General features: G+C 41.9%; 24 protein-coding genes and 1 riboswitch. Of the genes, 12 read left to right on the top strand and 12 right to left on the bottom strand.

The genetic code is table 11. The annotated features are described in order from the left end of the window. Positions 1–184: 184 nt before the first annotated feature. The 5 genes from ORQ98_RS26050 to dnaX all read right to left on the bottom strand — a co-directional run bounded on the left by ORQ98_RS26050 (position 185) and on the right by dnaX (position 5,382). Positions 185–628: a YcgN family cysteine cluster protein gene (locus ORQ98_RS26050; RefSeq protein WP_274691755.1), complete on the bottom strand. Its 444-nt coding sequence runs from the start codon at positions 626–628 to the stop codon at positions 185–187. After that, the gene (rnd, locus tag ORQ98_RS26040; protein WP_342455232.1) at positions 628–2,091 is read right to left on the bottom strand and encodes a ribonuclease D; all 1,464 of its coding nucleotides are present in this window, start codon (positions 2,089–2,091) and stop codon (positions 628–630) included. Before rnd ends, ORQ98_RS26050 begins: the two co-directional genes overlap by 1 nt. Next, positions 2,084–2,692, bottom strand: a complete 609-nt coding sequence (gene recR, locus ORQ98_RS26035; protein ID WP_274691754.1) for a recombination mediator RecR — start codon at positions 2,690–2,692, stop codon at positions 2,084–2,086. The genes rnd and recR overlap by 8 nt, the downstream gene beginning before the upstream one ends. A 73-nt stretch (positions 2,693–2,765) precedes the next feature. Beyond that, positions 2,766–3,092, bottom strand: coding sequence for a YbaB/EbfC family nucleoid-associated protein (locus tag ORQ98_RS26030; protein ID WP_274691753.1), 327 nt, complete (start codon positions 3,090–3,092; stop codon positions 2,766–2,768). 40 nt (positions 3,093–3,132) lie between these two features. After that, positions 3,133–5,382: a DNA polymerase III subunit gamma/tau gene (dnaX, locus tag ORQ98_RS26025; RefSeq protein ID WP_274691752.1), complete on the bottom strand. Its 2,250-nt coding sequence runs from the start codon at positions 5,380–5,382 to the stop codon at positions 3,133–3,135. Positions 5,383–5,764: 382 nt separating this feature from the next. Continuing rightward, a riboswitch (SAM-I-IV-variant riboswitch) is annotated at positions 5,765–5,899 on the top strand. Between the two features lie 44 nt (positions 5,900–5,943). On the opposite strand from dnaX, the gene ORQ98_RS26020 reads away from it, so the two are divergent. The 7 genes from ORQ98_RS26020 (at position 5,944) to ORQ98_RS25990 (ending at position 11,943) form a co-directional block, all read left to right on the top strand. Next, a complete protein-coding gene (locus tag ORQ98_RS26020; protein ID WP_274691751.1) occupies positions 5,944–6,312 on the top strand; it encodes a hypothetical protein in 369 nt (122 codons plus the stop codon). A 90-nt stretch (positions 6,313–6,402) separates the two neighbouring features. Continuing rightward, positions 6,403–7,386: a DUF3179 domain-containing protein gene (locus ORQ98_RS26015; protein ID WP_274691750.1), complete on the top strand. Its 984-nt coding sequence runs from the start codon at positions 6,403–6,405 to the stop codon at positions 7,384–7,386. 181 nt (positions 7,387–7,567) lie between these two features. Next, the gene (locus tag ORQ98_RS26010) at positions 7,568–8,410 is read left to right on the top strand and encodes a LysM peptidoglycan-binding domain-containing protein (protein ID WP_274691749.1); all 843 of its coding nucleotides are present in this window, start codon (positions 7,568–7,570) and stop codon (positions 8,408–8,410) included. Positions 8,411–8,870: 460 nt separating this feature from the next. Further along, positions 8,871–9,767, top strand: a complete 897-nt coding sequence (rarD, locus tag ORQ98_RS26005) for an EamA family transporter RarD (RefSeq protein WP_274691748.1) — start codon at positions 8,871–8,873, stop codon at positions 9,765–9,767. Between the two features lie 125 nt (positions 9,768–9,892). Next, a complete protein-coding gene (locus tag ORQ98_RS26000) occupies positions 9,893–10,840 on the top strand; it encodes a bifunctional helix-turn-helix transcriptional regulator/GNAT family N-acetyltransferase (RefSeq protein ID WP_274691747.1) in 948 nt (315 codons plus the stop codon). 36 nt (positions 10,841–10,876) lie between these two features. Continuing rightward, entirely contained in the window at positions 10,877–11,629 is a 753-nt protein-coding gene (locus ORQ98_RS25995) for an AzlC family ABC transporter permease (RefSeq protein WP_274691746.1), read from the top strand. Further along, positions 11,629–11,943 carry an AzlD domain-containing protein gene (locus ORQ98_RS25990; protein ID WP_274691745.1) on the top strand — a complete coding sequence of 105 codons (315 nt, stop codon included), beginning with the start codon at positions 11,629–11,631 and terminating at the stop codon, positions 11,941–11,943. The genes ORQ98_RS25995 and ORQ98_RS25990 overlap by 1 nt, the downstream gene beginning before the upstream one ends. A 16-nt stretch (positions 11,944–11,959) precedes the next feature. Here ORQ98_RS25990 and ORQ98_RS25985 read toward each other — a convergent pair whose 3' ends face one another. The 3 genes from ORQ98_RS25985 to ORQ98_RS25975 form a co-directional block, all read right to left on the bottom strand. After that, on the bottom strand, positions 11,960–12,907 hold the full coding sequence (locus ORQ98_RS25985; RefSeq protein WP_274691744.1) for a cobalamin-binding protein: 948 nt from the start codon (positions 12,905–12,907) through the stop codon (positions 11,960–11,962). Further along, complete coding sequence (locus ORQ98_RS25980; protein WP_274691743.1) at positions 12,904–13,158, bottom strand: glutaredoxin family protein; 255 nt, start codon at positions 13,156–13,158, stop codon at positions 12,904–12,906. The genes ORQ98_RS25985 and ORQ98_RS25980 overlap by 4 nt, the downstream gene beginning before the upstream one ends. Before the next feature lie 63 nt (positions 13,159–13,221). Then, positions 13,222–14,403 (bottom strand): DUF5610 domain-containing protein, encoded by a 1,182-nt coding sequence (locus ORQ98_RS25975; RefSeq protein WP_274691742.1) that lies wholly within the window; start codon positions 14,401–14,403, stop codon positions 13,222–13,224. A 140-nt stretch (positions 14,404–14,543) separates the two neighbouring features. Between ORQ98_RS25975 and ORQ98_RS25970 the strand changes: the two genes are divergently transcribed. Together ORQ98_RS25970 and ORQ98_RS25965 are read left to right on the top strand one after the other, a co-directional pair. Further along, positions 14,544–16,034: a J domain-containing protein gene (locus tag ORQ98_RS25970; RefSeq protein WP_274691741.1), complete on the top strand. Its 1,491-nt coding sequence runs from the start codon at positions 14,544–14,546 to the stop codon at positions 16,032–16,034. A gap of 52 nt (positions 16,035–16,086) precedes the next feature. Continuing rightward, positions 16,087–18,066 carry a monovalent cation:proton antiporter family protein gene (locus tag ORQ98_RS25965; protein ID WP_274691740.1) on the top strand — a complete coding sequence of 660 codons (1,980 nt, stop codon included), beginning with the start codon at positions 16,087–16,089 and terminating at the stop codon, positions 18,064–18,066. A 64-nt stretch (positions 18,067–18,130) separates the two neighbouring features. Here ORQ98_RS25965 and ORQ98_RS25960 read toward each other — a convergent pair whose 3' ends face one another. Next, positions 18,131–18,466: a PilZ domain-containing protein gene (locus ORQ98_RS25960; RefSeq protein WP_274691739.1), complete on the bottom strand. Its 336-nt coding sequence runs from the start codon at positions 18,464–18,466 to the stop codon at positions 18,131–18,133. A gap of 253 nt (positions 18,467–18,719) precedes the next feature. Here ORQ98_RS25960 and ORQ98_RS25955 point away from each other — a divergent pair, with 253 nt between their 5' ends. Next, complete coding sequence (locus ORQ98_RS25955) at positions 18,720–18,956, top strand: DUF6316 family protein (protein WP_274691738.1); 237 nt, start codon at positions 18,720–18,722, stop codon at positions 18,954–18,956. 208 nt (positions 18,957–19,164) lie between these two features. On the opposite strand, the gene ORQ98_RS25950 is transcribed toward ORQ98_RS25955, so the two are convergent. Both ORQ98_RS25950 and ORQ98_RS25945 read right to left on the bottom strand, forming a co-directional pair. Beyond that, positions 19,165–19,635: a transcription termination/antitermination NusG family protein gene (locus ORQ98_RS25950; protein WP_274691737.1), complete on the bottom strand. Its 471-nt coding sequence runs from the start codon at positions 19,633–19,635 to the stop codon at positions 19,165–19,167. A 325-nt stretch (positions 19,636–19,960) separates the two neighbouring features. Further along, entirely contained in the window at positions 19,961–20,605 is a 645-nt protein-coding gene (locus ORQ98_RS25945) for a hypothetical protein (RefSeq protein WP_274691736.1), read from the bottom strand. 348 nt (positions 20,606–20,953) lie between these two features. On the opposite strand from ORQ98_RS25945, the gene ORQ98_RS25940 reads away from it, so the two are divergent. After that, the gene (locus ORQ98_RS25940; RefSeq protein ID WP_274691735.1) at positions 20,954–21,427 is read left to right on the top strand and encodes an HAD family hydrolase; all 474 of its coding nucleotides are present in this window, start codon (positions 20,954–20,956) and stop codon (positions 21,425–21,427) included. Between the two features lie 79 nt (positions 21,428–21,506). Here the strand turns inward: ORQ98_RS25940 and ORQ98_RS25935 are convergent, their stop codons facing one another. Beyond that, positions 21,507–22,274, bottom strand: coding sequence for a substrate-binding periplasmic protein (locus ORQ98_RS25935; RefSeq protein ID WP_274691734.1), 768 nt, complete (start codon positions 22,272–22,274; stop codon positions 21,507–21,509). Between the two features lie 327 nt (positions 22,275–22,601). On the opposite strand from ORQ98_RS25935, the gene ORQ98_RS25930 reads away from it, so the two are divergent. Further along, positions 22,602–23,945, top strand: a complete 1,344-nt coding sequence (locus tag ORQ98_RS25930; RefSeq protein ID WP_274691733.1) for a hypothetical protein — start codon at positions 22,602–22,604, stop codon at positions 23,943–23,945. The last annotated feature ends 195 nt before the right edge of the window (positions 23,946–24,140 follow it).

Raw genomic sequence — 24,140 nt, 5'->3', positions numbered from 1 at the left:
TTGATAATCCATTATGAATGCTCGAGTATACAGCTTTTTGCCTGCTAACATAGTCCCCCAGGAATCCATATAGAGCCATAAATATATTATTTACTTTGTCTTTTTCGGCACTAGTCTACTTTTAAGTAGCCTAATTTACATGTTATTTATTTTCTCAACATTACTTTTATCAATAGGCCTTTGACTAACCTATTGCAATAATATAATCAGGCCAATCCTCTTCTTTTACCTGATGCTCAGCTACCATTTGCCCGCGTAGCGAAATACCTGCTTGATGGACTGAATCAGGATCACCACTCACCAGTGGATGCCAGTTTGGTAAAGACTCTCCTTCAGCCAGTAGTCGATAAGCACAACTTGGAGGCAACCAGTCGTATACTTGTGGTTGGGCTGCCCGAACATCCAGACAGCCGGCTACATGCTGCTGCCGATGCTGATAATCCTGGCAGCGACAACTTTGATGATCTAACCACCGACAACTGACTTGGGTGTAATAAACAGCGCCATCGTCTTCATCTTCTAATTTGTGTAAACAGCACAAACCACAACCATCACACAGCGACTCCCATTCCACTTTGTTCATTGCAGACAGGGGCTTGGTTTGCCAGAAAGGTAATGGCTTGGCCATTACACCGGGTCTCCCTTAGACAGAAACTCCTCTGGAAACTCAATGAGATAGTCGTCTTTCGCAGGCGGCATCTGGAGATAAAACCCCTTTTCATCAATGTCTTTCATTACCTGGCTAGCTTCCACTCTTGCTAATGATTTTTCTGGAGTCAGCAGCAAATCCATTACATGCTCTGGTTTACCAAATAATTGCAATAAAGCCTCAGGCACTTCAGATAATTTCGCCTGCTTTGCCGCATATAAATACATTTCATCTTTGTTAGGGCTTTTGTAAATAGAAACAATTTGTTTGTTCATAACCGTACTACATTGCTGTTGCTTTGCCAGTTGCCTTAACTCCGCCAGTAACGACTCGCCCAGTAACTGACGACGCCAGGACTGTAAATTATCAGGCCAGTTAAAATGACCATCTGATAACCCACTTCTTATTAGTGCTTCTAGCTGCTTTTTTCTAATCACCAACTCTGGGGGCAAACTAAGCGTTGTAGCCAAGTTTGCTGCCAGCTTTTTAACTTTAGTAATTAAAGGTTTGCTCGATTTTGGTAAAGGCTTAGGTAATCGTTTGGGCCACTGACCTGCAGGCTCTGCCGATGCTTTAGCAATAATACCACAAATCGTGCGACCCTCCCGAGCTACCTGGTCTTTACGAATGCCACGCACTTTGTCCAGCTGTACCAGCTTGCGAGGTTTAATCCGGGCTAACCACCACAGCTGATCATCCGTCAAGAGGCGATGACGGGGAATATCCCGCTTCCTTACTTCTTTTTCTCGCCAGGCCGCTAACTTTCGCAAAATAGCCAGCTCACTGCGACGCAGTTTCCAGGCTAATTTAACTTGTTGATAGGCATTCTCGGGTAAGAGAGGATTAGCCGCTTGCTCAATAAGTTGTTGACACTCCTCTTGTAACCAGCCAAGTCTTTGTTGTGTATTTAGCTGATTCAACAATGGCTGATAGAGTTGCCACAAGTAATGTACATCTAATGCTGCATAAGTAATTTGTGCATCCGATAGCGGTCGCTGTAACCAATCTGAGCGTGTTTCATCTTTAGCTAACTGAATACCCAATAGTTCAGTCACCAGGCGTTGATAGCCCACTGATGGCCCCAACCCCGAAAATGCTGCAGCCAACTGGGTATCAAACAGTGGTACGGGGAGTGTCCCTGTTAACTGTTGAAATATTTCCAGGTCCTCACTGCAAGCATGTAACACTTTGATGACTTGCGGGGCTGCAAGCACCTTGGCTAAAGGCTCAAAGTCAGTGACTTGCAAGGGGTCAATAAAAAATACCTGTTCAGCTGTTGCCAGCTGAATCAGACCTGGCTTTGCATAAAAAGTCTGGCAGCGGAAAAACTCAGTATCCAACGCTAAATGTGGCTGCTCTAACCAGGCAAGGGCATGCTGGGCTAAAGCCTCATTGGTTGTAATCCAGTGAGGAGAAGCAGGTGAATGCAATGTATCAGTCATTGATTAACCAGGGTTTACGTCCAGCCAATGCATGAGCTAACGTTCCACCATCGACATATTCCAGCTCGCCTCCCAAGGGAATACCATGCGCAATTCTTGATAATCTAACAGGTAAGCCCTGGAGCTGGTCTGCAATATAATGAGCGGTGGTCTCACCCTCTACGGTAGGGTTAGTGGCCAAAATCAACTCTTCAACCTGGTCTTGTTTTACCCGCCTAATCAACTGGTCCAAGCCCAGCTGCTCTGGACCAATTCCTTCAAGTGGTGACAAATGCCCCATTAGCACAAAATATAAACCGTTAAAGCCACCCGCTTGCTCAATCGCCAATACATCAGCGGGTGTTTCAACAACACAGATTGTTTCCCGTTGCCGCCGGCTGCTGCTGCAAATAGGGCAAAGTGAGGTTTCACATAAGGTTCGGCATTGCTGACAATTGCCTACCTGATTTGCAGCCTGCTGCAAACTATAAGACAGTTGCAATGCGCCTTGCCGGTCACGCTCCAGTAAGTGCAGTGCCATCCGTTGGGCTGATTTGGGACCTACACCGGGCAAACAGCGAAATGCAGCTATTAATTCAGAAATTAAAGGACTAAAAGACATAGGTGTGCTGTAACTGTCGACTAATGCACGAGAGGGGCACCACTAGAGTGCGTTACCCCTACCTCTCTGGCTGCTAAAATGGAAACTTAAAACCCTCAGGTAGCTTCATACCACCTGTCAGGTTGGCCATTTTATCTTGATTATTTTTTTCTACTTTACGTACTGCATCATTAACTGCAGCCGCAATTAAATCTTCAAGCATTTCTTTATCTTCTTGCAGCAAGCTAGGGTCAATATTCACTCGCTTAACATCATGGCGGCCTGTCATCACAATACTTACCAGCCCAGCACCAGACTCACCTGTCACTTCGGCATTGGCCAGTTCTTCTTGCACTTTTTGCATTTGCTCTTGCATTTGCTGGGCTTGTTTCATTAGGTTGCCCATACCACCTTTAAACATATAAAAACCTCATTTTGCTTTGGCTAAATACCAGTAATGCTTAAGAGTCGATTGGCATTACTGAGTTTTCGACGATTGTAGCAGAAAAGTGCTGCATTAATGCCTGCACATTTGGGTCGCTAATAATACTTTGTTCTGCTGCAGCTTGTCGCTCCCGTCGCTTCCGGGCACGATATGCGGCTGGGGTTTCTGCTTTAGTTGCTGTTACCTTATCAAGTGATACTTGAATTTCAGTAGCAAAATAATGAGATAGCGCCTGGCTCACCCGCTGAATCTGGCTGTCATTCAGTAATACCGTATGTTCTTTGGCAATACGAAAATACCAAAGCCCGGCAGTTATCTCGACCAGCTCCATTTGCTGAGCAATGGCATTAGCCGCACCACTGATTGATAACTGAGCATAGAGTTGCGGCCAATCTTCTGGCTTTACAGTGGTTAACGTAAATGTTTTTGCTACCTCTTCTTTAAGCATAGTCGCCGAAGCAGCAGGTTTAACCATTTCTGAAGTCGTTAACGTTGCTTCAACAGGTACTGCTGTTGCGGCAATGGCTTGCTTAAGCGCAGAGGTATTATCTACCTTTGTACTCGCTTGAGTTGCAGCAGCCCCAGTCATTGGTTGTTCCGCGCCCACAGCAGGAGTGGGGTAACTGGCAACTGGCTGCTCTGCTATAGGTGATGGTTGTTGATATGCACTGGCTGCGGAGTAGTCTTCATAATCCGGCACCATCGCTTCTGCATATTGTTGGTAGCTGGCCAGCTCAGCAGCAGCATCACTTGTCATTGTTGCCTGACTCACTTGCCCTGATGGCTGGTTAACATCGGTTTGACTGATATCAGTCACAGCTTGCTTGTATCCTGCAGGCTCTGGACTTTGCTCCAACCCACTAGCAGGTAACGCCTGTACCACAGCATTGGCAGGGCTTGACTCCACCACCTGTTGAGAAGTAGTAGGTTCCGTATGTTTAGGAGACACTGGCAATTGCTGAGGCTCTAGCGACTGTTGAGGCTCATTAGCAATGGTTGATTGACCAGGTAGGCTATTGGCTTCTAAGGAGTGAGTTTCCATAGAATTGGTTTCTGCTGCACTTGATGTATTACTGCCTTGGCCAGGCTGACAGACCTTATCATTGGACTTGTCATTGGCCTTATCAATGGGTGGTTCTTCAGTGCCAGGCAATGGCTGAGTCGGAGGTACTACTGGGCCTTGCTGAGGGCGAAAAGCCAGCATCCGTAACAATACCATTTCAAACCCTGAACGAGGGTCTGGTGCAATCGCTAAATCCTGCCGCCCTTGCAAACCAATCTGATAAAACAGTTGTACATCTTCTGCCGTCATGTCAGTGGCTAATCCCAATATTTGCTGCTGATCACCCTGACTGTTGTCGACAGCATCTGGCACCATTTGCGCCAACGCAACCCGGTGAAACACGGACAGCATATCTGCTAATACACTAATATAGTCAGGGGCAAATTCTGCTAAGTGAGCAACAGCCGCTAAGACAGCGACAGGCTGCTGACTAGCTAAAGCCTCAACTACTCGATAGACCTGCCGCTGATCAATCGTGCCTAACATGGCAGCGACTTTATCTTCTGTCACCTGGCCATTACCAAAAGCGATGGCTTGATCCGTCAGGCTTAATGCATCCCGCATACTGCCATCCGCAGCTCGACCTATTTGCCACAGTGCTGTTGACTCATAGCCTACCTGCTCGGCTTCCAACACCGTTGTCAGATAATCAACTATCCGCTCTGGCGACATATTTTTCAGGCCAAACTGTAAACACCGAGACAAAATCGTGATTGGCAGTTTTTGCGGGTCTGTGGTTGCCAACAAAAACTTCACATGAGGTGGCGGTTCTTCAAGGGTTTTGAGTAATGCATTAAAACTGTGAGCTGACAGCATATGCACCTCGTCAATCAGGTATACTTTAAACCGACCACGGGTAGGCGCATACTGCACATTATCCAACAGTTCGCGGGTATCCTCTACTTTGGTTCGGGATGCCGCATCCACTTCTAGCAGGTCAACAAAACGTCCCTGGTCGATTTCCTGACAGGCAGAACATTGGCCACAAGGCTCCGAGCTAATACCCGTTTCACAGTTCAAACATTTGGCTAAAATACGAGCAATGGTGGTTTTCCCCACCCCTCGCGTGCCAGTAAACAAATAGGCATGGTGTAACCGGCCATGATCCAATGCATTAATTAATGCCTGGAGTACATGATTTTGTCCAACCATAGCTTTAAATGTTTTTGGCCGCCACTTTCTGGCCAATACCTGATAGCTCATTTAGCTGCCTGAAATCGCTGATTGATGAGATGTTGCATACTACTTTACCTACCGCAACAGATAAAACCTCTCAGTATATCAAACTTTGCTTTTACGCCTAAGAGTTTACTAAGGGACATGCACCTGTAGGATAATATGGAAAGCCTAATGACTGCGTCATTTCTATTATCAGATACCAGGCAAAAGGATACTTGAGTTGCAAGGTCGATACTGCTTTAATAGGCTCACAATATTGACCACTGATGCTATTTTTATACATAAAGTTTGACTATATTGAGCGCTGGGTAAATGGCTATTGGCCAGCAAAAAACTTTAAAACATAAGCAGTACTCAGTAACTTTTAACAGAAAAATATAGACGTTAACTTATTATCAACTAATTCAACATACATCAAGAATAGGACTGACGTCCTTGCCAACCTGCTAACCTAAGCAAGGTGGATTCCGGTGACGGAGATGTGGCATGGCCCCATTGAAATGCGATAGCGCATCAAGGCCAAGCAACTAAATAGGCTCTCTCAAACCAAACGTCAGTTCTCTGTTTAAGTAGCAGGAGAACACGATGATCAACCAACACCTTTTTCAGCATACCAATACAAATGCCTTTGCTCCTTTGCCCAAGCCTGCGGATATTACCTCTCAACAGGAGCTTGCTGAATTTGCTGGTCATGTTGAGCACCAACAGTATCACTGCCTGCTCTATTACTGGGCCAGCCAACTGTGGATTAAACAACCGAGGCGCCACAGCAAACCATTCTGGGTAGTGTATGTTGAATACCGCGACCATACGCGTAGTTGCTGCTACCAGCCATTTTACTTTGGCAGTTTACCCTTGGCTCGCCAGTTTATCCGCCAGCAAGTCACTCACTGTCAGCTGCCGGGTATTTCCCCTAAAGCCACCCGAGAGTCTCCCATTAAACGTGCGCATTAAGCAGTAGCAGAGGAAGCAAAAAAATCTGAAAGAAACCCAACCCAAAGGGTTTCTTTATAGGTATACCAGCAACTTAGAGATACATAAGTAATGCGTTACTTATCTCTGGTTTACACCCTGAGTAGCTTGTTGTTGAGCACCTTGCTCAGCCAAATACTAGCGGCAGAAAGTCACTGGCTATCTAATAATGGCTTTAACCTGACCAACAGTACTATCCCAGCAGAGAAAATTTTTCACGGTGGGCCACCCCGTGATGGTATTCCCGCTATTGACCAACCTCAGTTTGTGAAAGCAGCACAAGCTCAAGCCTTTCTAAAGCCTGAAGATCGAGTACTCGGTGTAACAATCAATGGCCACAGTAAGGCCTACCCAATTAAAATCCTGAACTACCATGAAATCGTTAATGACACGATTAATCGCCAGCCAGTCACAATCACCTACTGTCCACTATGTGGTACAGGTATGGTCTTTTCTGCTGAAGTGGCTGGGCAAGCATTAACGTTTGGTGTTTCTGGACTACTGTATAACAGTGATGTGTTGTTATACGATCGAGAAACCGAATCTCTTTGGTCGCAAATACTATCTAAAGCAATTACAGGACATTATCGAGAACAAACCCTTAAGCGATTACCAGTGAGTCATACGACTTGGGAGGAGTGGCAACAGCGTTATCCTCACTCTTTGGTGTTATCAACTAAGACTGGTTACCAGCGCCAATATCAACGCTCACCCTATGGAAACTACGACAGTATTAGAGATGTCTTTTTTCCTGTTACCGCTTCCAGTAACCGTTATCATCCTAAGGAGCTCGTATTAGGCATTGAAATAAATGGTCAACACAAAGCTTTCCCTTTCGTTGAGCTAGACAAATATTTACGGCAAAATAAACTAACGACACTTGATACCCAACTCAACCAGCAACCGATTACCATTCGTTTTAACCTAACCCACCGTACAGCCAATGCCTTTGCAGCAAATGGCAAAGAAATTCCTACGGTCATTGCTTATTGGTTTGCCTGGTATGCTTTTTATCCTTCAACAGCCGTTTTTCAAGCGGAAGGCCAAACCAATTAGCGACTCTGACAGCTAACCGGCTTTCAAAATAAGGTCTATGCTTAACAGTAAATTCAATGCTGTTAAGCCTGTTCAGGTCAATCAACTAATGACTTAATAGAATCAACAGATTGCAAACAAATAAATACAACAGCAGTAGACTTATTTATGTGTTGTTGAAATAACCAGGGAGGACATCTACATGTTAACGCACACGGTAGTGGCAGGTGATACCTTAGGGCGTATTGCTAAGCAATATTATGGTGATGCCATGCGCTATCCAGAAATTGCCAAAGCCAATCAATTAGAGGACATTAATCGCCTGGAAATAGGTCAACAATTGGTTATACCTAATATAGAGCAAACGCAGCCTGTCAAACAGCAAGCGGCCACAAGTGAAGTGGATACCGAAGAGACAGGCAGCCTCATTAGTTTATCACAGCTGCAACAAATTCTTCCCCGAACTAAAGAAGAAACATTGTCCCATTATTTTTCTGCAATTAACCGCTGCCTTCATAAATACCAAATCAACACCTCACTCAGAATAGCCCACTTTATTGCTCAAATTGCCCATGAAAGTGGTGGATTACGCTATGTGAGTGAAAACCTGAATTACAGTAAAGAAGCACTGATTCAGGTATTTGGTAAATATTTTCCCAATGATAACCTGGCCAGCCAATATGCCCGCAACCCCGAAAAAATAGCTAACCGAGTGTATGCTAATCGAATGGGTAATGGTAATGAAAGTAGCGGTGATGGTTGGCGTTATCGAGGCCGTGGTTTTATTCAGTTGACTGGAAAAACGAATTATCAGTCTTATAAAAAAGACAGTGGAGTCGATGTAGTCAGCATGCCCGATGAAGTCGCTCAAAACCCAACGGTTGTCGTAGATGCTGCTGGCTGGTACTGGAATAAAAACAGCTTAAATCGCTATGCCGATCAAGACGACATTCGTACCATTACTCGCCGTATTAACGGCGGCCTAAATGGCTTGGATGACCGTCAGCATTACCTCACCCAGGCAAAGCAAGTACTAGGCTGTTAAACTCTGGATTGTAAAAAGCTGCTATCACCCATGTAGCCACAAGCTGCATGGGTATACTCCAAAGTTCCACTTGCCTAACGCAGTAATTCATCTTAGGATAGAAGCCCTCTTCTTTTCATACCCTGAATCTACATTCAGCAACAATTAAATATATTGAACCTGAGTAATAAGGCCTGAAAAACAGGGCCTAAGATACAAGGCTTAAGAATAAGTAGTGTTTTAGTCTACCAGGACTGTAGGTAAGTTTAGCGATGAGTGGTTACTCACAGCAAACTCTTATTCAAATAGTATAAAAAGGTGTAATAGTTTACCTTTTTCCTGCACACCCCTGGCATCATTTTTTGTTCATCACCGGTTAGCAAGACACGATGAATTCAAAACGCTACTGGAATTCAAGGCACCACTGATAGTAGTTCAGCATGCCGAATTTTTGGCATTTTCAGTAAACGAGGTTGTATTTGTGACTGCCACTGATAATCAACGAATGGGTATTATTTCTGCTCTTATTGCTTTCTTTATTTGGGGAACCGCACCACTCTACTTTAAGTGGGTAGCAGACGTCCCCCCACCGGAAGTACTGGTGCACCGGGTGATCTGGTCAGTAATTTTACTGCTGCCACTACTCTGTTTCACTCGACAGCTACGCAGCGCCTTCTCTTTATTAAAAAACAGACGACAGTTTAGTGGCCTGTTACTGTCCTCTACATTAGCTGCTTTAAACTGGCTGACGTTTATCTGGGCTATTGCCAATAACAAAGTGCTGGAAACCAGTTTGGGCTACTTTATTAACCCTTTAACAACCCTATTACTGGGCTATCTGTTTTTAGCTGAGCGCCTCTCTAAAAGACAATACTTTGCCGTATGCCTAGCCATTGCCGGTGTAGCAGTTGAGCTATTAAGCTTGGGTAAGCTGCCATTAGTTGCGCTAATATTAGCCTGCAGTTTCAGTGTTTATACGCTTATACGTAAAAAAATTCAGGTGCCCGCCATTCCTGGGCTCTTTATTGAAACATTGCTGATGCTACCAATCGCCGCAGGCTATTTTATCTATCTGCTAAATACTGATACTAATTACTTTAACTGGCAGCAGCTGGAACACTATAAGTTGATCTTCGCTGGCCTAATCACAACTATTCCACTGCTATTCTTTGCTGCCGCAGCCACACGGCTCCCCTTATCGACTATTGGTTTTATTCAATATATCAGTCCAACCATGACTTTTCTGATGGCTATTTGGTTATTCAACGAACCCTTTAGTTTACCCAGGTTGATCTGTTTCTTTCTGATTTGGACTGGGCTGATTATTTACAGCTTTGATATGAAGTGGCAGCAAACACCCGCAAAATGCACCGAATAGACATAGTGTTTTAGGAGTACACTCGTTCCTTAGATAATTATTGCCCATAACTATCAGGTGATAGTTGCTTAGTTGGCAAGTCATTTATAAAATTACGTAAGAACTTACGTAATAAGTTAAATTAAATGCAGGATTTCATCTCTGAACTTGGCTCCCAAGCATTAGGCAGCCGTTTAAAGCGGCTAAGTGACCACTTTATGCAAGAAGTAACCGAGATTTATCAAACCACTGCGGTTGATATGCCTCCTCGGTTATTTCCCCTATTGAATTTACTCGCCAGGCAGCAGGCGCCTATCAGTACCCTTGCTGAATTGCTGGGTGTCAGCCACGCTGCGGTCAGCCAAATGGCAAACACCCTGATTAAGTTAGGGTTAGCCACTAAACACAGTGATAGTCAGGATGAACGTCGCCAACTATTAACTCTCACCCCCAAAGCGGAACAACTAATACAACAATTGCAGCCAGTGTGGTTGGCCATTAAAACAGCCATAGATGAATGTATTGATAGCAGCCCACATAATTTACTCGAGGCATTAAAAGACATGGAGCAAGTGCTTAACGAAAAAAATCTACAACAACGAGTACAGGAAAAACTCGCCAAGCCCACTCTTGATATTACCATTGTCGGCTGGCAACCCACATATAAGCAGGCTTTTTACCGGTTAAATCGACAATGGGTTGATGAGTATTTTGAGTTTTTACCCCTGGATAAACAACAGCTGGAACAACCAGAGAATTACTACTTACTTTCTGGTGGGGTGATATTTTTTGCTCTCATTAATCAGCAAGCAGTTGGCACTTTCGCGTTGTACCCTACTCAGCCCGGTGTTTATGAGTTATCAAAAATGGCGGTTGATCCAACATACCAAGGCTGCAACATTGGCCAACGCTTAATTGAGCATGCTATCGCCCAAGCTAATTTGTTAGGCGCAAAAAAAATTATCTTGGAAACAGCATCTAAATTAAAACCTGCCTTAGCGCTGTATCAAAAAATGGGGTTTACTGTTTTACCGCATCCTGAAGGTGAAGCTCGATTTACCAGAGCTGATGTTTATATGGAGCTGGATCTATAAGAGACCTCTCGGATTTATTGTTGAGACAAAGCAGTTATGCAAGACGTTATTTTTAACAAATTTAATCACCCTGCCAGGCTGGCTTTTTTTGCGGGTGCCAGACAAACGATTCCATTGCTTATTGGAGCTATTCCGTTTGGTATTATTTACGGCACATTGGCTATTAACCAAGGCTTATCTCCCCTCGCAGCACTGGCCATGTCAATTTTTGTCTATGCTGGCTCCAGTCAGTTTATTGCGGTTGGTCTACTCGCCGCAGGCACGAGTATTCCTATTATTATTCTCACTACTTTTATTGTGAATTTACGACATATGCTGTATGCAGTGACGTTGTTGCCTTTTGTTAAATCACTACCACAAAAGTGGCGCGCACTATTAGCCTTTGGTTTAACAGATGAAACCTTTGCTGTAGCAGCTAAACGTTATTTTGACGACCAGAAAAAAAATCACTCACCTGTTGCTGGTCATTGGTTTTACCTTGGCTCCATGACAGCTATGTATCTTAATTGGGCGCTTTGTACCTTAATTGGGATTACAGTAGGAAAAGCCCTGCCAGACATGCAAAACTGGGGATTAGACTTTGCGATGTATGTCACCTTTATTGGTATGGTAGTCCCTTATTTAATCAAACGCCCTCAGTGGGCTGCCGTTGTCAGTGCTGGTTTAGTAGCAGTAGTGGCTCATCCACTGCCCCATAAAGCAGGATTAATTATTGCCGCCTTAACAGGCGTTATTGTTGGGGTGCTTTGCGAACGGTTTATTTGCCCAAAGAATAAGGTAACTAAATAGTGAACGAGATTATTCTGATCACCGGTATGGCTGCGGTTACCTTTTTTATTCGTTATGGTTTATTTGCTGTAGCCGGCCGATTTCACTTTCCTGCCTGGCTCTCTCAGGCATTAACCTATGTACCACCTGCTGTATTAACGGCAATTATTGCTCCAGCTTTGTTAATGCCATCAGGCCAGCAAATTGAGCTATCACTGGATAACAACTATTTACTTGCCGGCATAATGGCTATATTGATCGCCTGGTTTAGTAAAAACCTACTCGCCACCATCGTATTAGGTATGGCTATTTTTGGGGCTTTACAGTGGCTTTAGTGCTGCATTATTTTCTTTACTTATCCACTAGCAAACCAATAGCAGATAGTTGCTCACATAAAGATTGCATGGCTAATAATATACGAGGGGTGGGCCGTAAAATATGATCAGCTTCCAGGTAAATCACCTGGTTTTGCTGAATAGCGGGCAGCTGTTTTAATTGCGCAGACCAGCCATTTTGTTGAGCACTGCTGGGGGCTACCACTACAGAGGGTGAAGTCACTAATAATTGTTCAATACTGATGATAGGAATCAGGGGTGCTAAATCAGCAAAGGGGTTAACACCACCACAACTTGATATCACATCATTAATAATATGATTTTTATTAACTGTCATTAACGGGGTTTGACTGACCAGAAAGAAGACAGTTGGTTGCTTTTTTTGCTGATTCTTTTTTGTTGAATACTGCGTGTGAATTTTTTTTAAGCGTTGTCTGAATTTTTCTGCTGCACGGTTAGCCGTTTCCTCTACACCCGCCAACTTTCCTAACGCTTCCAATTGCTCCGGAATAGCGATTAGCCGAGTCGGCTCTGAAAAATAAATCGGATACCCCTGCCGTTGCAAGGTTTGAATACCCGCATTGGCGTTTCCACTTCGCCAGGCCACAATCAAATCGGGCTGTAAACTGATAATGGTTTCTACTGCAATAGCATCAAACCGCCCTACCTGAGTGATTTGTTTCGCTTGCGTAGGGTAATTACTATAGCTAATGACCCCGACGACTTTATCACCAGCACCTGCTGCAAATAATAGTTCTGTCGTATGAGGCGCTAAACTAATGATACGTTTGGCTGGCGATGACAGCTTCACCCATTGCTGGGCATCATCTTTAACAGCAATTACTGTACTCGCCGATAGCTGGCTGGAATAAGTGGCCACCCAGAAAAACATACCTATACCAACAACACCCGTTAATAAGTAGCTAACGAGCTCTTTAAAGCGCCCGTAGTATTTAATGCTCATAACACTTCAAGCTGGGCAACAATAAATTGATCCAGCTCCTCAGCCGTAAAAGGCCAACCTAACTCGGCCTGCTGATTTGCCAGAGCAATTACGGGGATGCGGATGCCGTAACGATCAAATAGCTTTGGATCAAAGGCAATTTCTTGAGTAGTAATGGTTAAATGATAGCGTTCAGCCACTGGCTGTAACAATGCCAATGCTTGATCACATAAATGACAACCAGTGGTGGTATACAAGATAACAGAGGGCATAACAATCACTTAGCGGCAAATAGGCCGCTAAGTGTAGCGAAGTCAGGGAGCTTGCACCATCCTCTAACGGGTTAATGGCTCTAGCAGTTTCTGGCTAACGTCGGCTAACCGAGGGATCAACACCCCTTCATCAGCAAACAGGTCTTCAGCTTTAGTCAATAACGCTTGTAGTAAGTTAACTGGCTGGTTGAAGCGCTCTGCCGCTTTCAAATAGGTTTGCTGCAGTTGCTCCACATATTCTGCTAACGGCTGTAAGCCTGCCGCTGCACTGGGAAGTCCTGCAACTGACTGGTAAGTATCAGTCGCTTGCCGTACTTCTGCGGAATATAAATTAAGTGCAAAGCCTTGTAATTGTGAGGTATCAAAGTTAAGTGACAAGGCTTTTTCAAATGCTGTGGCGATGTCACCTTCATAAAAGTCATTGGCGAGGGTAAACACGTCATTGAGTAAACCATTGATGGCCTCTTGTTCTTCCAGATCCAACTCTCCATTAATAGCGAGCTGAAACTGTTGATGCTGGTAGTACTCAAAGCTTTCTTCTGTAGCAAATGTTTGTCTGCCATTGTGATGAGCTTGAGCACGACCAACAAACGATTGGTAAGCTTCCAGAGCAGAAGCCTGAATAGTGACCACATCGCCATCACGGGTGGTCACCTTGAATGAAAAATCTTGCTGACTCAGTACACTGGCTGTTTGTACATGACTGGTTAGCTGACTACCTGACAAATCCGGTACAGTGACTGGTGCAGTCTCAACTGGGGTTGTAGTTGCTGGTGACTCACTACTGGTTGTTGTAGGTAAAAAGTGTTCGCGAAGCTGTGCTAATCCCCGCTCAATTTGCTGAAATGCGTTATCCACCCCCTGATCAATAGTTTCTGATAAACCACCCAATGCTTCCAGGACTTCCTTCGCTTCTGCAAATCCTTGCTGAACCCCTGTAATTGCCTGGTCAAATAAGCGGGTTAGCTGCTCTTCAGTGGCGCCATTGGCAGCCTCCTTAGTGAGCCGACTAGCCACAAACTGCAATACATTCCCTGCTACCGTATTGGCAGAGAACTCATTGACTGGCCGTACTTTTGTAATTGAGGGGTCTGGCTCTGCCAGGTTATTCAATGATGAAGGTACAACAGACTGACTCTGCTCAAGCGCTTTATGGTTTTGAGAAGATGTTTGCTTATCAAGCCCTTGATACAACGACTGTAACAACCCATTGGGCTGGTTAAATGATGTGGGGTTAAATGACATATGAGCCACCCTTAATCTAGTAGCAGTTCCTTAACAAAGGTATCGGCACGTTTTTTTAAACACTTGAACCATTAGCTATAATAATTTTGTTTGACTTAACCAGCCCTTATCACCGATGGTTTCTAAAATGAAAAACAACTATGGCTAAACTTTCCCGCCAGCAACTGTTAGCACAATTAAAACTACCACCCAACGCCACTTTAGAAGACATCAAAAGGGCCTACCGATATCATGCAAAGCGGCTCCATCCTGACAAAAACCCCAGTCAAGACACCACTGAAGCATTTCAGCAGCTACAGCAAACATATCGTTTATTAATAAAAGATTTTCAGCAACCTTCCCTGACAATATCTGAAAACCACGTTGAATCAGCCATTGATATTACTGAACAAGTAAAGCGCAACCAACAGCAGCTTGCAAAAACTTATGGTGTGAATACTCCCACCACAAAATCATCCGATCTGTCGTCAACGACTGCAACAGGGGCACTACCCTTACCTACCTGCCAACGCTGTGGCCAGTGTAAAATCAACTTAACTAAACGGCAGTTTCACCAAGTAATAGGAATGCTCTATAAAAGCCGTCAACGACAAGTTGAGGGTGTTTGGTGTTTAAGTTGCAGCTGGCAACTAAGTTTATGGTACAACTGCCTTAACTTAATATTAGGATGGTGGTCACTACCGACAGGGCCCTGGCACACTTTAAAAGCCTTTTGGCATAATGCCACCAATGGCTATCAACCAGACAAACAACTTGAGCTTTTATTTACTTTAGTTAAAGCCCTTTATCAACATCATGATTATGGCAAAGCGGTTAATTTTGCTTATCAACTATTGTCGCTTACCCCCCCACCCAGTCGGATCATCCAACAAAGCTGTTATCGGTTGTTAGACAACCTAGGTAACCCTCTCAAGCCAGCTCTTCCTAATTTATTTCCCTGGTATTGGCCTGTCAGTCATGGTGGATTAATTTTATGTTTACTTATCCTCATCATCACACCATGGGTTATTAACATTGCCCTACAACCGTCTTATCTTCCATCAGAGCCTTTTAAAATTCGGCCTACACCACTTTATACTGATGAACGACTAGGCTTACATTACACCCTAACAGAAACCAAGCTTTATACCGCGGCCAACCTAACCAGTCCCGTCAAAGTATTATTAGCTAGTTACCATCCAATTAAAGTGACTAAAGTCATCGATAAAACGTGGCTACAAGTGATTTATAACAAGAAGCCTTATTTTGCCCGTGAGGCGCTCATTGGTTTTGGCGATGCCCACACAGCGAAAAAGCTGAATTGTAATCAATACCCTCAACGTAAGCCGTTTAGTGGCGAGTTAATGGGTAAGCAAGTTGGTCAGCAGGTGCTTAAATTAACCAACTTATTCAATCAGGATGCAGTCATTACTTTTTATAGTGGTAAACAGCCCGTGCAAAAAGTGCTCATTGATGCCGATACAACCACTACTCTACCCCATTTACCTGCAGGTATTACCCACCTAAGTGCTACATTTGGCAAATTTTATAATCAAGCCTGTGGCCAGTTTACCTATATTACAGGCACAATAAGCCAAAATATCACGCTCTTTGGCCAGCAAGCGGAATTATCATTAAAACCTTCTTCTTAGGGGTTTTTGCTTTCGTTGAAATAGGCCTTAGGGCACCAACTCTGGACTCGCTATGGATTTCTCTTTTTACAATCAACTGCTGTTAATTTTTGCCTGCTCTGTCATGGCAATTGCTGTACTGAATAAACTGCGGATGCCGCCTATTTTAGGTTACCTGGCAGTAGGTATTATTCTTGGCCCTGCAGTCAGCGATAGCATTGCTGATTACCAAACTATTGCCTTATTAGCTGAAATAGGTGTTGTATTTTTACTGTTTTCGATTGGCTTGGAGTTTTCTTTTGCGCAGCTGACTGCTATGCGTCGAATGGTATTAGGTTTGGGGGGCGCTCAAGTACTCTCAGTCACTGCTGTTATATTTCTGATTGGGTGGTTATTGCAACTACCGATAGCCATTGCGCTTCTTGCCGCTGCTGGTATGGCACTTTCTTCAACGGCCATAGTTTCAAAAGAACTGACTGAGCATAACGAGTTAAGAACAGAGCATGGCCAAACCACTATCGCTATTTTAATTTTTCAGGATATTGCTGCTGTATTATTTTTAACCTTAATTCCCGCCTTAGGTAATGACAGTTATCAAGCACTTGGCCATGCGGTGTTGCTTGCTTTAGGGAAAAGCATAGGGCTTTTTATTGCCATGTTGCTTATTGGTAAATTCTTATTACCCAAGTTATTTCATGAGGTTGCTACTGTTCGTTCCCAAGAGCTCTTCCTACTCACTGTGTTAGTCATTGCTCTATTTGCAGGATGGATTACCCACTTTTTATCCTTATCAATGGCATTAGGAGGCTTTTTAGCTGGCATGATGCTAGGTGAAAGTCACTACAGACACCAGATTGAACATGATATCAGACCCTTCCGGGATGTGTTGCTAGGGCTGTTTTTTGTCTCAGTGGGTGCCATGCTTAACTTGCACTTATTTGCTCAAAACTGGCTTATTATTCTCCTCGCTACCGCTAGCCTACTATTAGTCAAAAGCTTATTAATTACCTTGCTTGCTCAATTATTTGGCCAACAACGAGAAACTGCATTAACCACCGGCCTTTACCTCTCACAAAGTGGTGAGTTTTGTCTAGCGTTGATCGCTTTAGCGGGTAAGCAACAACTGGTTGACCAGGAAACACAATCTATTCTGTTAGCCGTGAGTATTTTGTCCATGGTCACTACCCCTTTTCTAATTCGCTATAGCAGTTTAATTATTAAATGGCTATATCCCCAGTCTCCTATTACACCAGCCGATACTCATGAAGAAGAAATTGCTCAGCTCGCCCATACACTGAATCAACATACGATTATTTGCGGTTATGGTCGGGTGGGGCAATCTATTGGTCGATTTTTAAAACAACAACAGCTGCCTTATACTGCTTTGGATGATGATCCCATCAGAATCAAAGAAGCCAGCAAAGCCGAGTCTCATATTTACTTTGGTGACTGTCGACGCACCGAGTTACTTAAAGCCATAGGCGTCGGTAAAGCCCGTTTAGCCATCGTTTGTATTGATGATCCTAAACAAGCCATTACCATCACTAAAAATATCCGCAGTTTACGCCATGATATCCCAGTTATTGTCAGAACTCGTGATGATACCTATTTGGATGCTCTGAAATCAGCAGGGGCAACCGAAGTCATTCCTGAAGTGATGGAGTCTAGCTTAATGATTATCAGCCATGTACTCGTTATGCTTGATCAACCCGCTATCCAGGTTAGAAAAAAAATAGACCAAGTAAGAAAAGATCGTTACCAACTATTACATGGCTACTATCAAGGTGAAAAAAGCACGCTTATAGACCCTAAAGGCAAACCCAGGCAAATACTTCATGCAATCACCCTGACTGAAGATGCTGCTTGTATTGGGCTGTCCGTGAATGAATTGCTACAAGAAGTCAGCCATAGTGTGGAAATACAAGATATCAAAAGAAACGATCAGTCCATTGCTGGCCAGCATGAGAGTCCGGTACAACAAGGTGACTGTATTATAGTGTCTGGGTTAGCTGAAGAGATAGAACAAGTGGAGACTTTATTGCTTTCAGGCTGACAATGCCTCTAGCCTGAGTATTTTATCTGATCTGTTAAAATGCTTGGGCCTCCTCTTCAGCAACCTACCCCCCTTCTGCAAACAGTGCTATGAATTTTTGGGCTTCTGGTTGTATTTCAGTAAACTGAAGCCCAATATGAAAGTTCACTGTTCTAATCACCACATGTCTTACTTGAGCACGCGCATAAACTGTTAAGCTCTTACTGTTGTTATTAGCTTGAATCATAACAGGAATAATCTGCCTCATTTTAAAGTTCACTTCCGTCTCTAACAAAACCCCATGTTCAGACACATTGACGGTTTTGGCAGGAATAACGTTATCCCCATCTTTTATCGCGGCTTTCCAGCGAACCGCCCTACGCGGGGATCGCCTTTGCTCATGCTGCTCTTGTTCTGTCATTTGCTATCAACTACTGGCTAACATTCAATAAACTATTCATAACAAACAGTATAGCGTTATCCCGACGACTGCATCAGGCCACCGCTACTTTATATGCACATTGCACAGATTCGATTACCAACGGTCAGGTATTTTAACAATCTGCTAGCACACCGCTTTTTACTTCAATTAACTGCTTGATTTTATACAACTATCACTAACCGGGCATAGTTTCTGCCTTAGTTGCAGTATAAATATTAAGGGAGTACAGCTAATGAATAATCCTCGCTCAGGCGAATTATCCTATCCAGGAAAGCGCTCAGATCGTTTTATTTTTAAAGAAAATTACTGGTATTTTAAAACAAGAGAAGACTTAAATATTGGCCCTTTTCGCAGCCTAGATGATGCCAAAAAAAAAGTGAAAGACTACCTGGACTTTGTTTCCCTAGCTAGCTCTTCAGCCTTACAATCATATTTTTCATATATGTATGATTTAAGAAATCATTACTAATAAAAATAATTAGCCACAAGCACCCAATTCGACATCGCAGTAAGCAGCCATGTCGAATTATTTATTTTAAAGGAGTTTTACTATGTATTTAAACCGATTAATCAGACAATTATTTTTTCTTATTACTTTTGGTTTAATGCTTTCCTGGCTTCCTTCATCAAGCCAAGCAGTCGCTCATGCCGTAAAACACGACAATAACATTAATCTTCTAGCTCGCACCAATTAGTTCACTTTGATCCACTTCCAACCGGTGGCTCTGATTAAGAAAATTTAAAAGCACAACGCAGCGGTCCAAGCCCTTATCACACAAATATACCGCTTTGAAGTATTTGAATGGTCCATCCTTAAACTCAACTAACTGATCGGGTTTAAAGATTGGCTGCCCATCAAGAAGTGCCTGTTGTTTTTTGATTTTTTCAATCAGCTCATCATCAACTTCTGCAAAAGTGGCACCAAACCTTACAAAGCCAAGCACCCCTCTTGTTGAACGAACTTTAGAATACAAAGCACCGACTTCATCTGCAGCCCGCTTTTGCAAAAAGAGATAGCCAGGGAACAAGGGCTCTTCTGTACCATTTTTCTTTTTCAACCAAGGGCAATAGTTGTCAAAGCCTTGGTTATTTAAGTGTTGTACAGCCCTTTTTTCTTCCTTTGGTTTTGTTCTTAGCAAATACCACATAGTTACCTAACCAATAGTCAACAAACAATTTCAAGCCAACGTCCCTGTCCAAAGAAGCAGAGCACTTATTTCATACTGTACAACTTTTAAACATTTAGTCCCAACGAACACTTCAAGTTCAATGAGCGTATTTTAATTAATTAAACGGTTATCATAATATAGCTCGCACCTTGCAACATATAGGGGTAACTACTTATTGAAATGACCAAGCTACTACTTTGCACCAAATTTTGAATCCTCATTTCTTGATACTTGTCAGCTAATAATAAGGAGCCATACTGGCTCCTTTGAGACGCACAAACATAGCAAACACTTACATCAGTACTTAGGGGCTAGCAGCCACGGGGGGCGGCTGATTATAGCGATAGAGATTGGATGACAAGTCAGATGATGATATTGCAGCCCTATGCTCCTCAAACCCAGATAACGCTTGAATAATTTGATCAATATGTTGTTGTTCTGAAGGGGTCGCTACTACCTGTTGCACAGCGCCACCTTCATTTTGAACAAACTGCTGCTGAACACCCTCATTAGTCACCACCAACAAATGCTGATAATCGTTGCCAGAAAAATAACCTGAAATGTTTATTTCACGCACAATATATTGTTCACCACCTGTCGTATCTGCAAATGGATTGACAAACGTTGCAATTAGCAGTAAATCATTTTGGTGCTGTTGGGCCAGTATTTTATCAAAAGTAGTATCCAAAATAATACTATCTAATTTCTGGTCTGTCGCATAATTATCAATCTTTACTTGACCAACCATCGCTCCAATCACATAGCTGTCATGGCCATTGTTACCTTTCATATAATCACTGCCACCATAACCTCTAATGACATCAGCCTGCTGATTGCCAATTAAATGATCATCATAAGCGGTACCTTCTGCAGATAAATGATAACGATCCGATAAACATTTGCCAGCTCCCCACTGCCAATCAATTAACGTATAATCTTCTCTTTTCAATTTGGCTTTACAATTAACAACTTTTATACCTTCATGGATTTTATCTTGATAATGACTTTCATGCGCCAGGTATTTGCTTTTATAGCGGCTATTAATCTAGCCCCCAGGAATCCATATTGAGCCAAAATGATTACTTATTTAATAGATATCGGTACGGTCAAAGCGATTGAGTTCCGCTGTCTAGAACAAAATAAAGGCAGTATTAAAGTGGCTATTAGAACAGGAGCAACGCATTTATCAACCATTCCTGATTATATTTGTCTTGACCATACATTACAGAGTTTGAAAATTTTCCAGTTGCAGTTGATAACATAACCAATATATTATCAGTTATTTACATTGGCTATTATGAAAAAATATCAACACTATCTTTTTGACTGGGGAAATACTCTAATGGTTGACTTCCCCTCAGCAACAGGCCCTATGTATCAGTGGCCAACGGTCGAGGCTGTTTCGGGGGCAGCTCCGTTATTAAGCGAGTTAAGCAGTGTGGCCAGCTGCCACATTGCCACCAACGCAAAGGATTCGACAGCGATGGAAATAAAACAAGCCGTAGCCAGAGTACACTTAGGTCAATACATTGATCATATTTTTTGCTTCCAGAGTATTGGCGTTGAGAAACCATCACAAGCATTCTTTAATCATATTTTCACCACCTTAGAAGTGGATAAGCACGAAATCCTTATGATTGGAGACACACTTGAGACAGATGTATTAGGTGCACTTGATTTTGGTTTTGATGCCGTTTGGTTCAACCCTAAGAATCAACCAACCCCAGCAGGTATTCATTCTATTGATCATTTACTTCAGCTGATTAGTTAAATCTACCGACTTTTAGTGGGCCTTGCTTATGGTGGTGTAATATTAAGTTAATCGCAAGTGACCCATGCGCGAAATAAAACTAAAAAAAATTCGACACAATACTATCCAGCTCACCATTGCTTTTCATCTTTTTGATTACATCATTAATCTTAGGAATAAAATGCCTTTTATTCGATTTCTTAGAAAATGCCATACGATACTGATATACAATGTACGGTTTTTCAGCATGCTTTATTTTACCTTTATACTTTGGATTAAGCCGGATAAACTCACCCGCTTCTGCTTGATTAGCTAGCATAATATCGATACGTCCTAATGTTAGTTTTTCAAAGTTTTGTGATAACCGTGTTACTTCACTTATCTGCAATGAAAGCTCTTTTTTTGATTTCTCAAATTCCTTACCATAGTTGAACCCTGCAACAACGCCTATCTTAAACCCCTTCAAATCTTCGAAACTATTCCAACTAATTCCTTTTTCTCTAGCAGCAGAATAATAAACATATCCTTTTATTTCTAAATGAGGTTCAGTAAATTCTAAAAACTCCTTCCGTTCTTCATTGATACTCAATACTGTTAAAGCATCCCTAGTCCCCTGCTTCATATGAATCAAACAACGTTTCCAAGGAAATAATTTCAAATCCATCTTAGCCCCTAAATGAGCAAAAATACCATTCATTAAAGCTAGCGACAGTCCTTTGGTTGGTGTTCCATCAGACTCATATGAATAAGGTGGTGAGTTTGCTTCTTCACTAAGCAGTATTATATTATCTTCAGATGCATACAGGCTTGATGACATCAAAAAAAATAAAATCCCATATAAGCTTAATGATTCAATTATCCTACGCATAGTTAATCTACTAAGCAAAGTTGATATGAAGTATTTCAAACACATATTTGAAAAGCTAGCACTAGCAAACTCAAGCGTCAAAATGACAATATGATTGCTAATAACTTAACTCCCTTTAAGTCAACGCACAATATATAATAGCTACTCTTAAACAACAGGCAACTAAAGTAGTTGGTGTATATACCTTTCGACACTCAATAAAAAAAGAAATATAAAATTTATATATATGATTAATCATTCTTTGCAATACATAACCATCATAAGTTTACTCTATGCTAACTAACTGTGTTCGTATTTAGAAACCATCAGAATTAATATAGACTTTTTATGCACATCAGTAATAAATATGGCCGTAGCCCAATAGCAAGAAAGCTATTATTTATTACCGTTGGTGTGAGTACCTTCATTGCTTTACTAATCACCTTAATACAGTTAGCTCATGACTACTATCAGGATATTAAACGCCTAGAGACAACTGTTGAACAAATCAAAATTACTAATGTACCCAGCATAGCTATTTCATTATGGGATGTTGATTATATACAAACTAAAATACAGCTACAGTCATTAATGAAAATACCTGAAGTAAAGTTTGTAAAAATAACATCTACTCAAACCTCTGAGATGAACTATGGAACAGAGACAAAAAATGATTTTTTCATCAGAACCTATAAGTTCAACTTAACACGAGAATCAGAAGACAAGTCTACAGTAACGGATTTAGGTACATTAGATGTCGTCTATGACTTGAAACCAATATATATCAATTTAGCAAGAAAGCTTGGGATCATATTTTTCTTAAACTGTTTAAAAACTTTAACAGTATCATTTGTAATTCTATTTGTTTTTTGGAGGTTAGTGACTAGTCATCTTGTTAAAATAACTGAACAGTTGAGTCAATATAATACATTAGCGCCAAATCAAGAAACTAATATTGTAAGTGACGCAGATTGTCAGGGTGAAATAAGCTCTTTGATTGATAGTATAAATAAGCTATATTCTTGTTTAAAGCAAAGTAACAAAAATAATAGTAACGATAAGACAACTGATACACTTAATACAGAGTTTTTAGCAGACTATTGTTTAATTACTTCACCCTATGAAAGCAATATGTCTCGTAGCCTTATTCTTCGCTTAAACAGTGAAATCACGAGATTACTCGCAGAATTTGATGAATCAAAGAAGAATAAAAACCCGATAATTAACGCAGCCTCTATTTTCTCAAATAAAATAGACCAAATATTTAATATCAAAACCGAAAGCCTCAGTAACAACTTTATATACAAGGAAGATTTTTATAAACTAATTAACAGCATATCATTTCCACTAATGAGAAACCATGTAGTTATAGAAAATGATGTTGTTTTTTGCACAACACCAATAGTCATCAAAAGGTTGCTCTGGGTTATTTACTATTCAATTTATAATACTGACAACCCTAACTCACTAAAAACGAGTGTATATAAAAAATATATGAATATACATATATTAATATCTTATTCTGCCAATAAAGACTCCCCTCCCAAAACTGATGAAAAAACAGCCACCTCATATTTTTCATTTTATGTAATTGAAACGTTCATTCAACACGAGTTAAAGGGTAGTTTTTTACACGAGGTGGTAGATAACTCAATTAATGAGTGGATAATTTCCTTTCCTTCACTTGTATAAGCTTATATGAATAACAAAAAAGTGCTGCGTACTTATAAATGTTCAGTTACTTGAAAAGAATCACCACAACTCTTGAGTTCACATACAAACAGACACAGATATAAGTTTCTGCAAAATTTTTCCTAATTATCACTATACCTAAGCCATTAGCTGCTGTATATTTGAACAGTATGGCAATTTGATTGAGAAGGTATA

This window comes from Spartinivicinus poritis (genome assembly GCF_028858535.1).
Taxonomy (GTDB): domain Bacteria; phylum Pseudomonadota; class Gammaproteobacteria; order Pseudomonadales; family Zooshikellaceae; genus Spartinivicinus; species Spartinivicinus poritis.
The sequence above is the reverse complement of the archived record's forward strand: the minus strand, read 5'-3'. Positions and strand labels throughout refer to the sequence as shown.

Bases quoted from the DNA above. Each gene is read 5' to 3' on its own strand.
- ORQ98_RS25950 (WP_274691737.1), bottom strand. From the start codon at position 19,635: ATGTGGTATTTGCTAAGAACAAAACCAAAGGAAGAAAAAAGGGCTGTA.
- ORQ98_RS25960 (WP_274691739.1), bottom strand. From the start codon at position 18,466: ATGACAGAACAAGAGCAGCATGAGCAAAGGCGATCCCCGCGTAGGGCG.
- ORQ98_RS25965 (WP_274691740.1), top strand. From the start codon at position 16,087: ATGGATTTCTCTTTTTACAATCAACTGCTGTTAATTTTTGCCTGCTCT.
- ORQ98_RS25930 (WP_274691733.1), top strand. From the start codon at position 22,602: ATGCACATCAGTAATAAATATGGCCGTAGCCCAATAGCAAGAAAGCTA.
- ORQ98_RS25995 (WP_274691746.1), top strand. From the start codon at position 10,877: ATGCAAGACGTTATTTTTAACAAATTTAATCACCCTGCCAGGCTGGCT.
- ORQ98_RS26010 (WP_274691749.1), top strand. From the start codon at position 7,568: ATGTTAACGCACACGGTAGTGGCAGGTGATACCTTAGGGCGTATTGCT.
- recR (WP_274691754.1), bottom strand. From the start codon at position 2,692: ATGTCTTTTAGTCCTTTAATTTCTGAATTAATAGCTGCATTTCGCTGT.
- ORQ98_RS26050 (WP_274691755.1), bottom strand. From the start codon at position 628: ATGGCCAAGCCATTACCTTTCTGGCAAACCAAGCCCCTGTCTGCAATG.
- ORQ98_RS25935 (WP_274691734.1), bottom strand. From the start codon at position 22,274: ATGCGTAGGATAATTGAATCATTAAGCTTATATGGGATTTTATTTTTT.
- ORQ98_RS25940 (WP_274691735.1), top strand. From the start codon at position 20,954: ATGAAAAAATATCAACACTATCTTTTTGACTGGGGAAATACTCTAATG.
- ORQ98_RS25955 (WP_274691738.1), top strand. From the start codon at position 18,720: ATGAATAATCCTCGCTCAGGCGAATTATCCTATCCAGGAAAGCGCTCA.
- ORQ98_RS26030 (WP_274691753.1), bottom strand. From the start codon at position 3,092: ATGTTTAAAGGTGGTATGGGCAACCTAATGAAACAAGCCCAGCAAATG.
- ORQ98_RS26020 (WP_274691751.1), top strand. From the start codon at position 5,944: ATGATCAACCAACACCTTTTTCAGCATACCAATACAAATGCCTTTGCT.
- ORQ98_RS25980 (WP_274691743.1), bottom strand. From the start codon at position 13,158: ATGCCCTCTGTTATCTTGTATACCACCACTGGTTGTCATTTATGTGAT.
- ORQ98_RS25970 (WP_274691741.1), top strand. From the start codon at position 14,544: ATGGCTAAACTTTCCCGCCAGCAACTGTTAGCACAATTAAAACTACCA.
- ORQ98_RS25975 (WP_274691742.1), bottom strand. From the start codon at position 14,403: ATGTCATTTAACCCCACATCATTTAACCAGCCCAATGGGTTGTTACAG.
- ORQ98_RS25985 (WP_274691744.1), bottom strand. From the start codon at position 12,907: ATGAGCATTAAATACTACGGGCGCTTTAAAGAGCTCGTTAGCTACTTA.
- ORQ98_RS26015 (WP_274691750.1), top strand. From the start codon at position 6,403: ATGCGTTACTTATCTCTGGTTTACACCCTGAGTAGCTTGTTGTTGAGC.
- rnd (WP_342455232.1), bottom strand. From the start codon at position 2,091: ATGACTGATACATTGCATTCACCTGCTTCTCCTCACTGGATTACAACC.
- ORQ98_RS26000 (WP_274691747.1), top strand. From the start codon at position 9,893: ATGCAGGATTTCATCTCTGAACTTGGCTCCCAAGCATTAGGCAGCCGT.
- dnaX (WP_274691752.1), bottom strand. From the start codon at position 5,382: ATGAGCTATCAGGTATTGGCCAGAAAGTGGCGGCCAAAAACATTTAAA.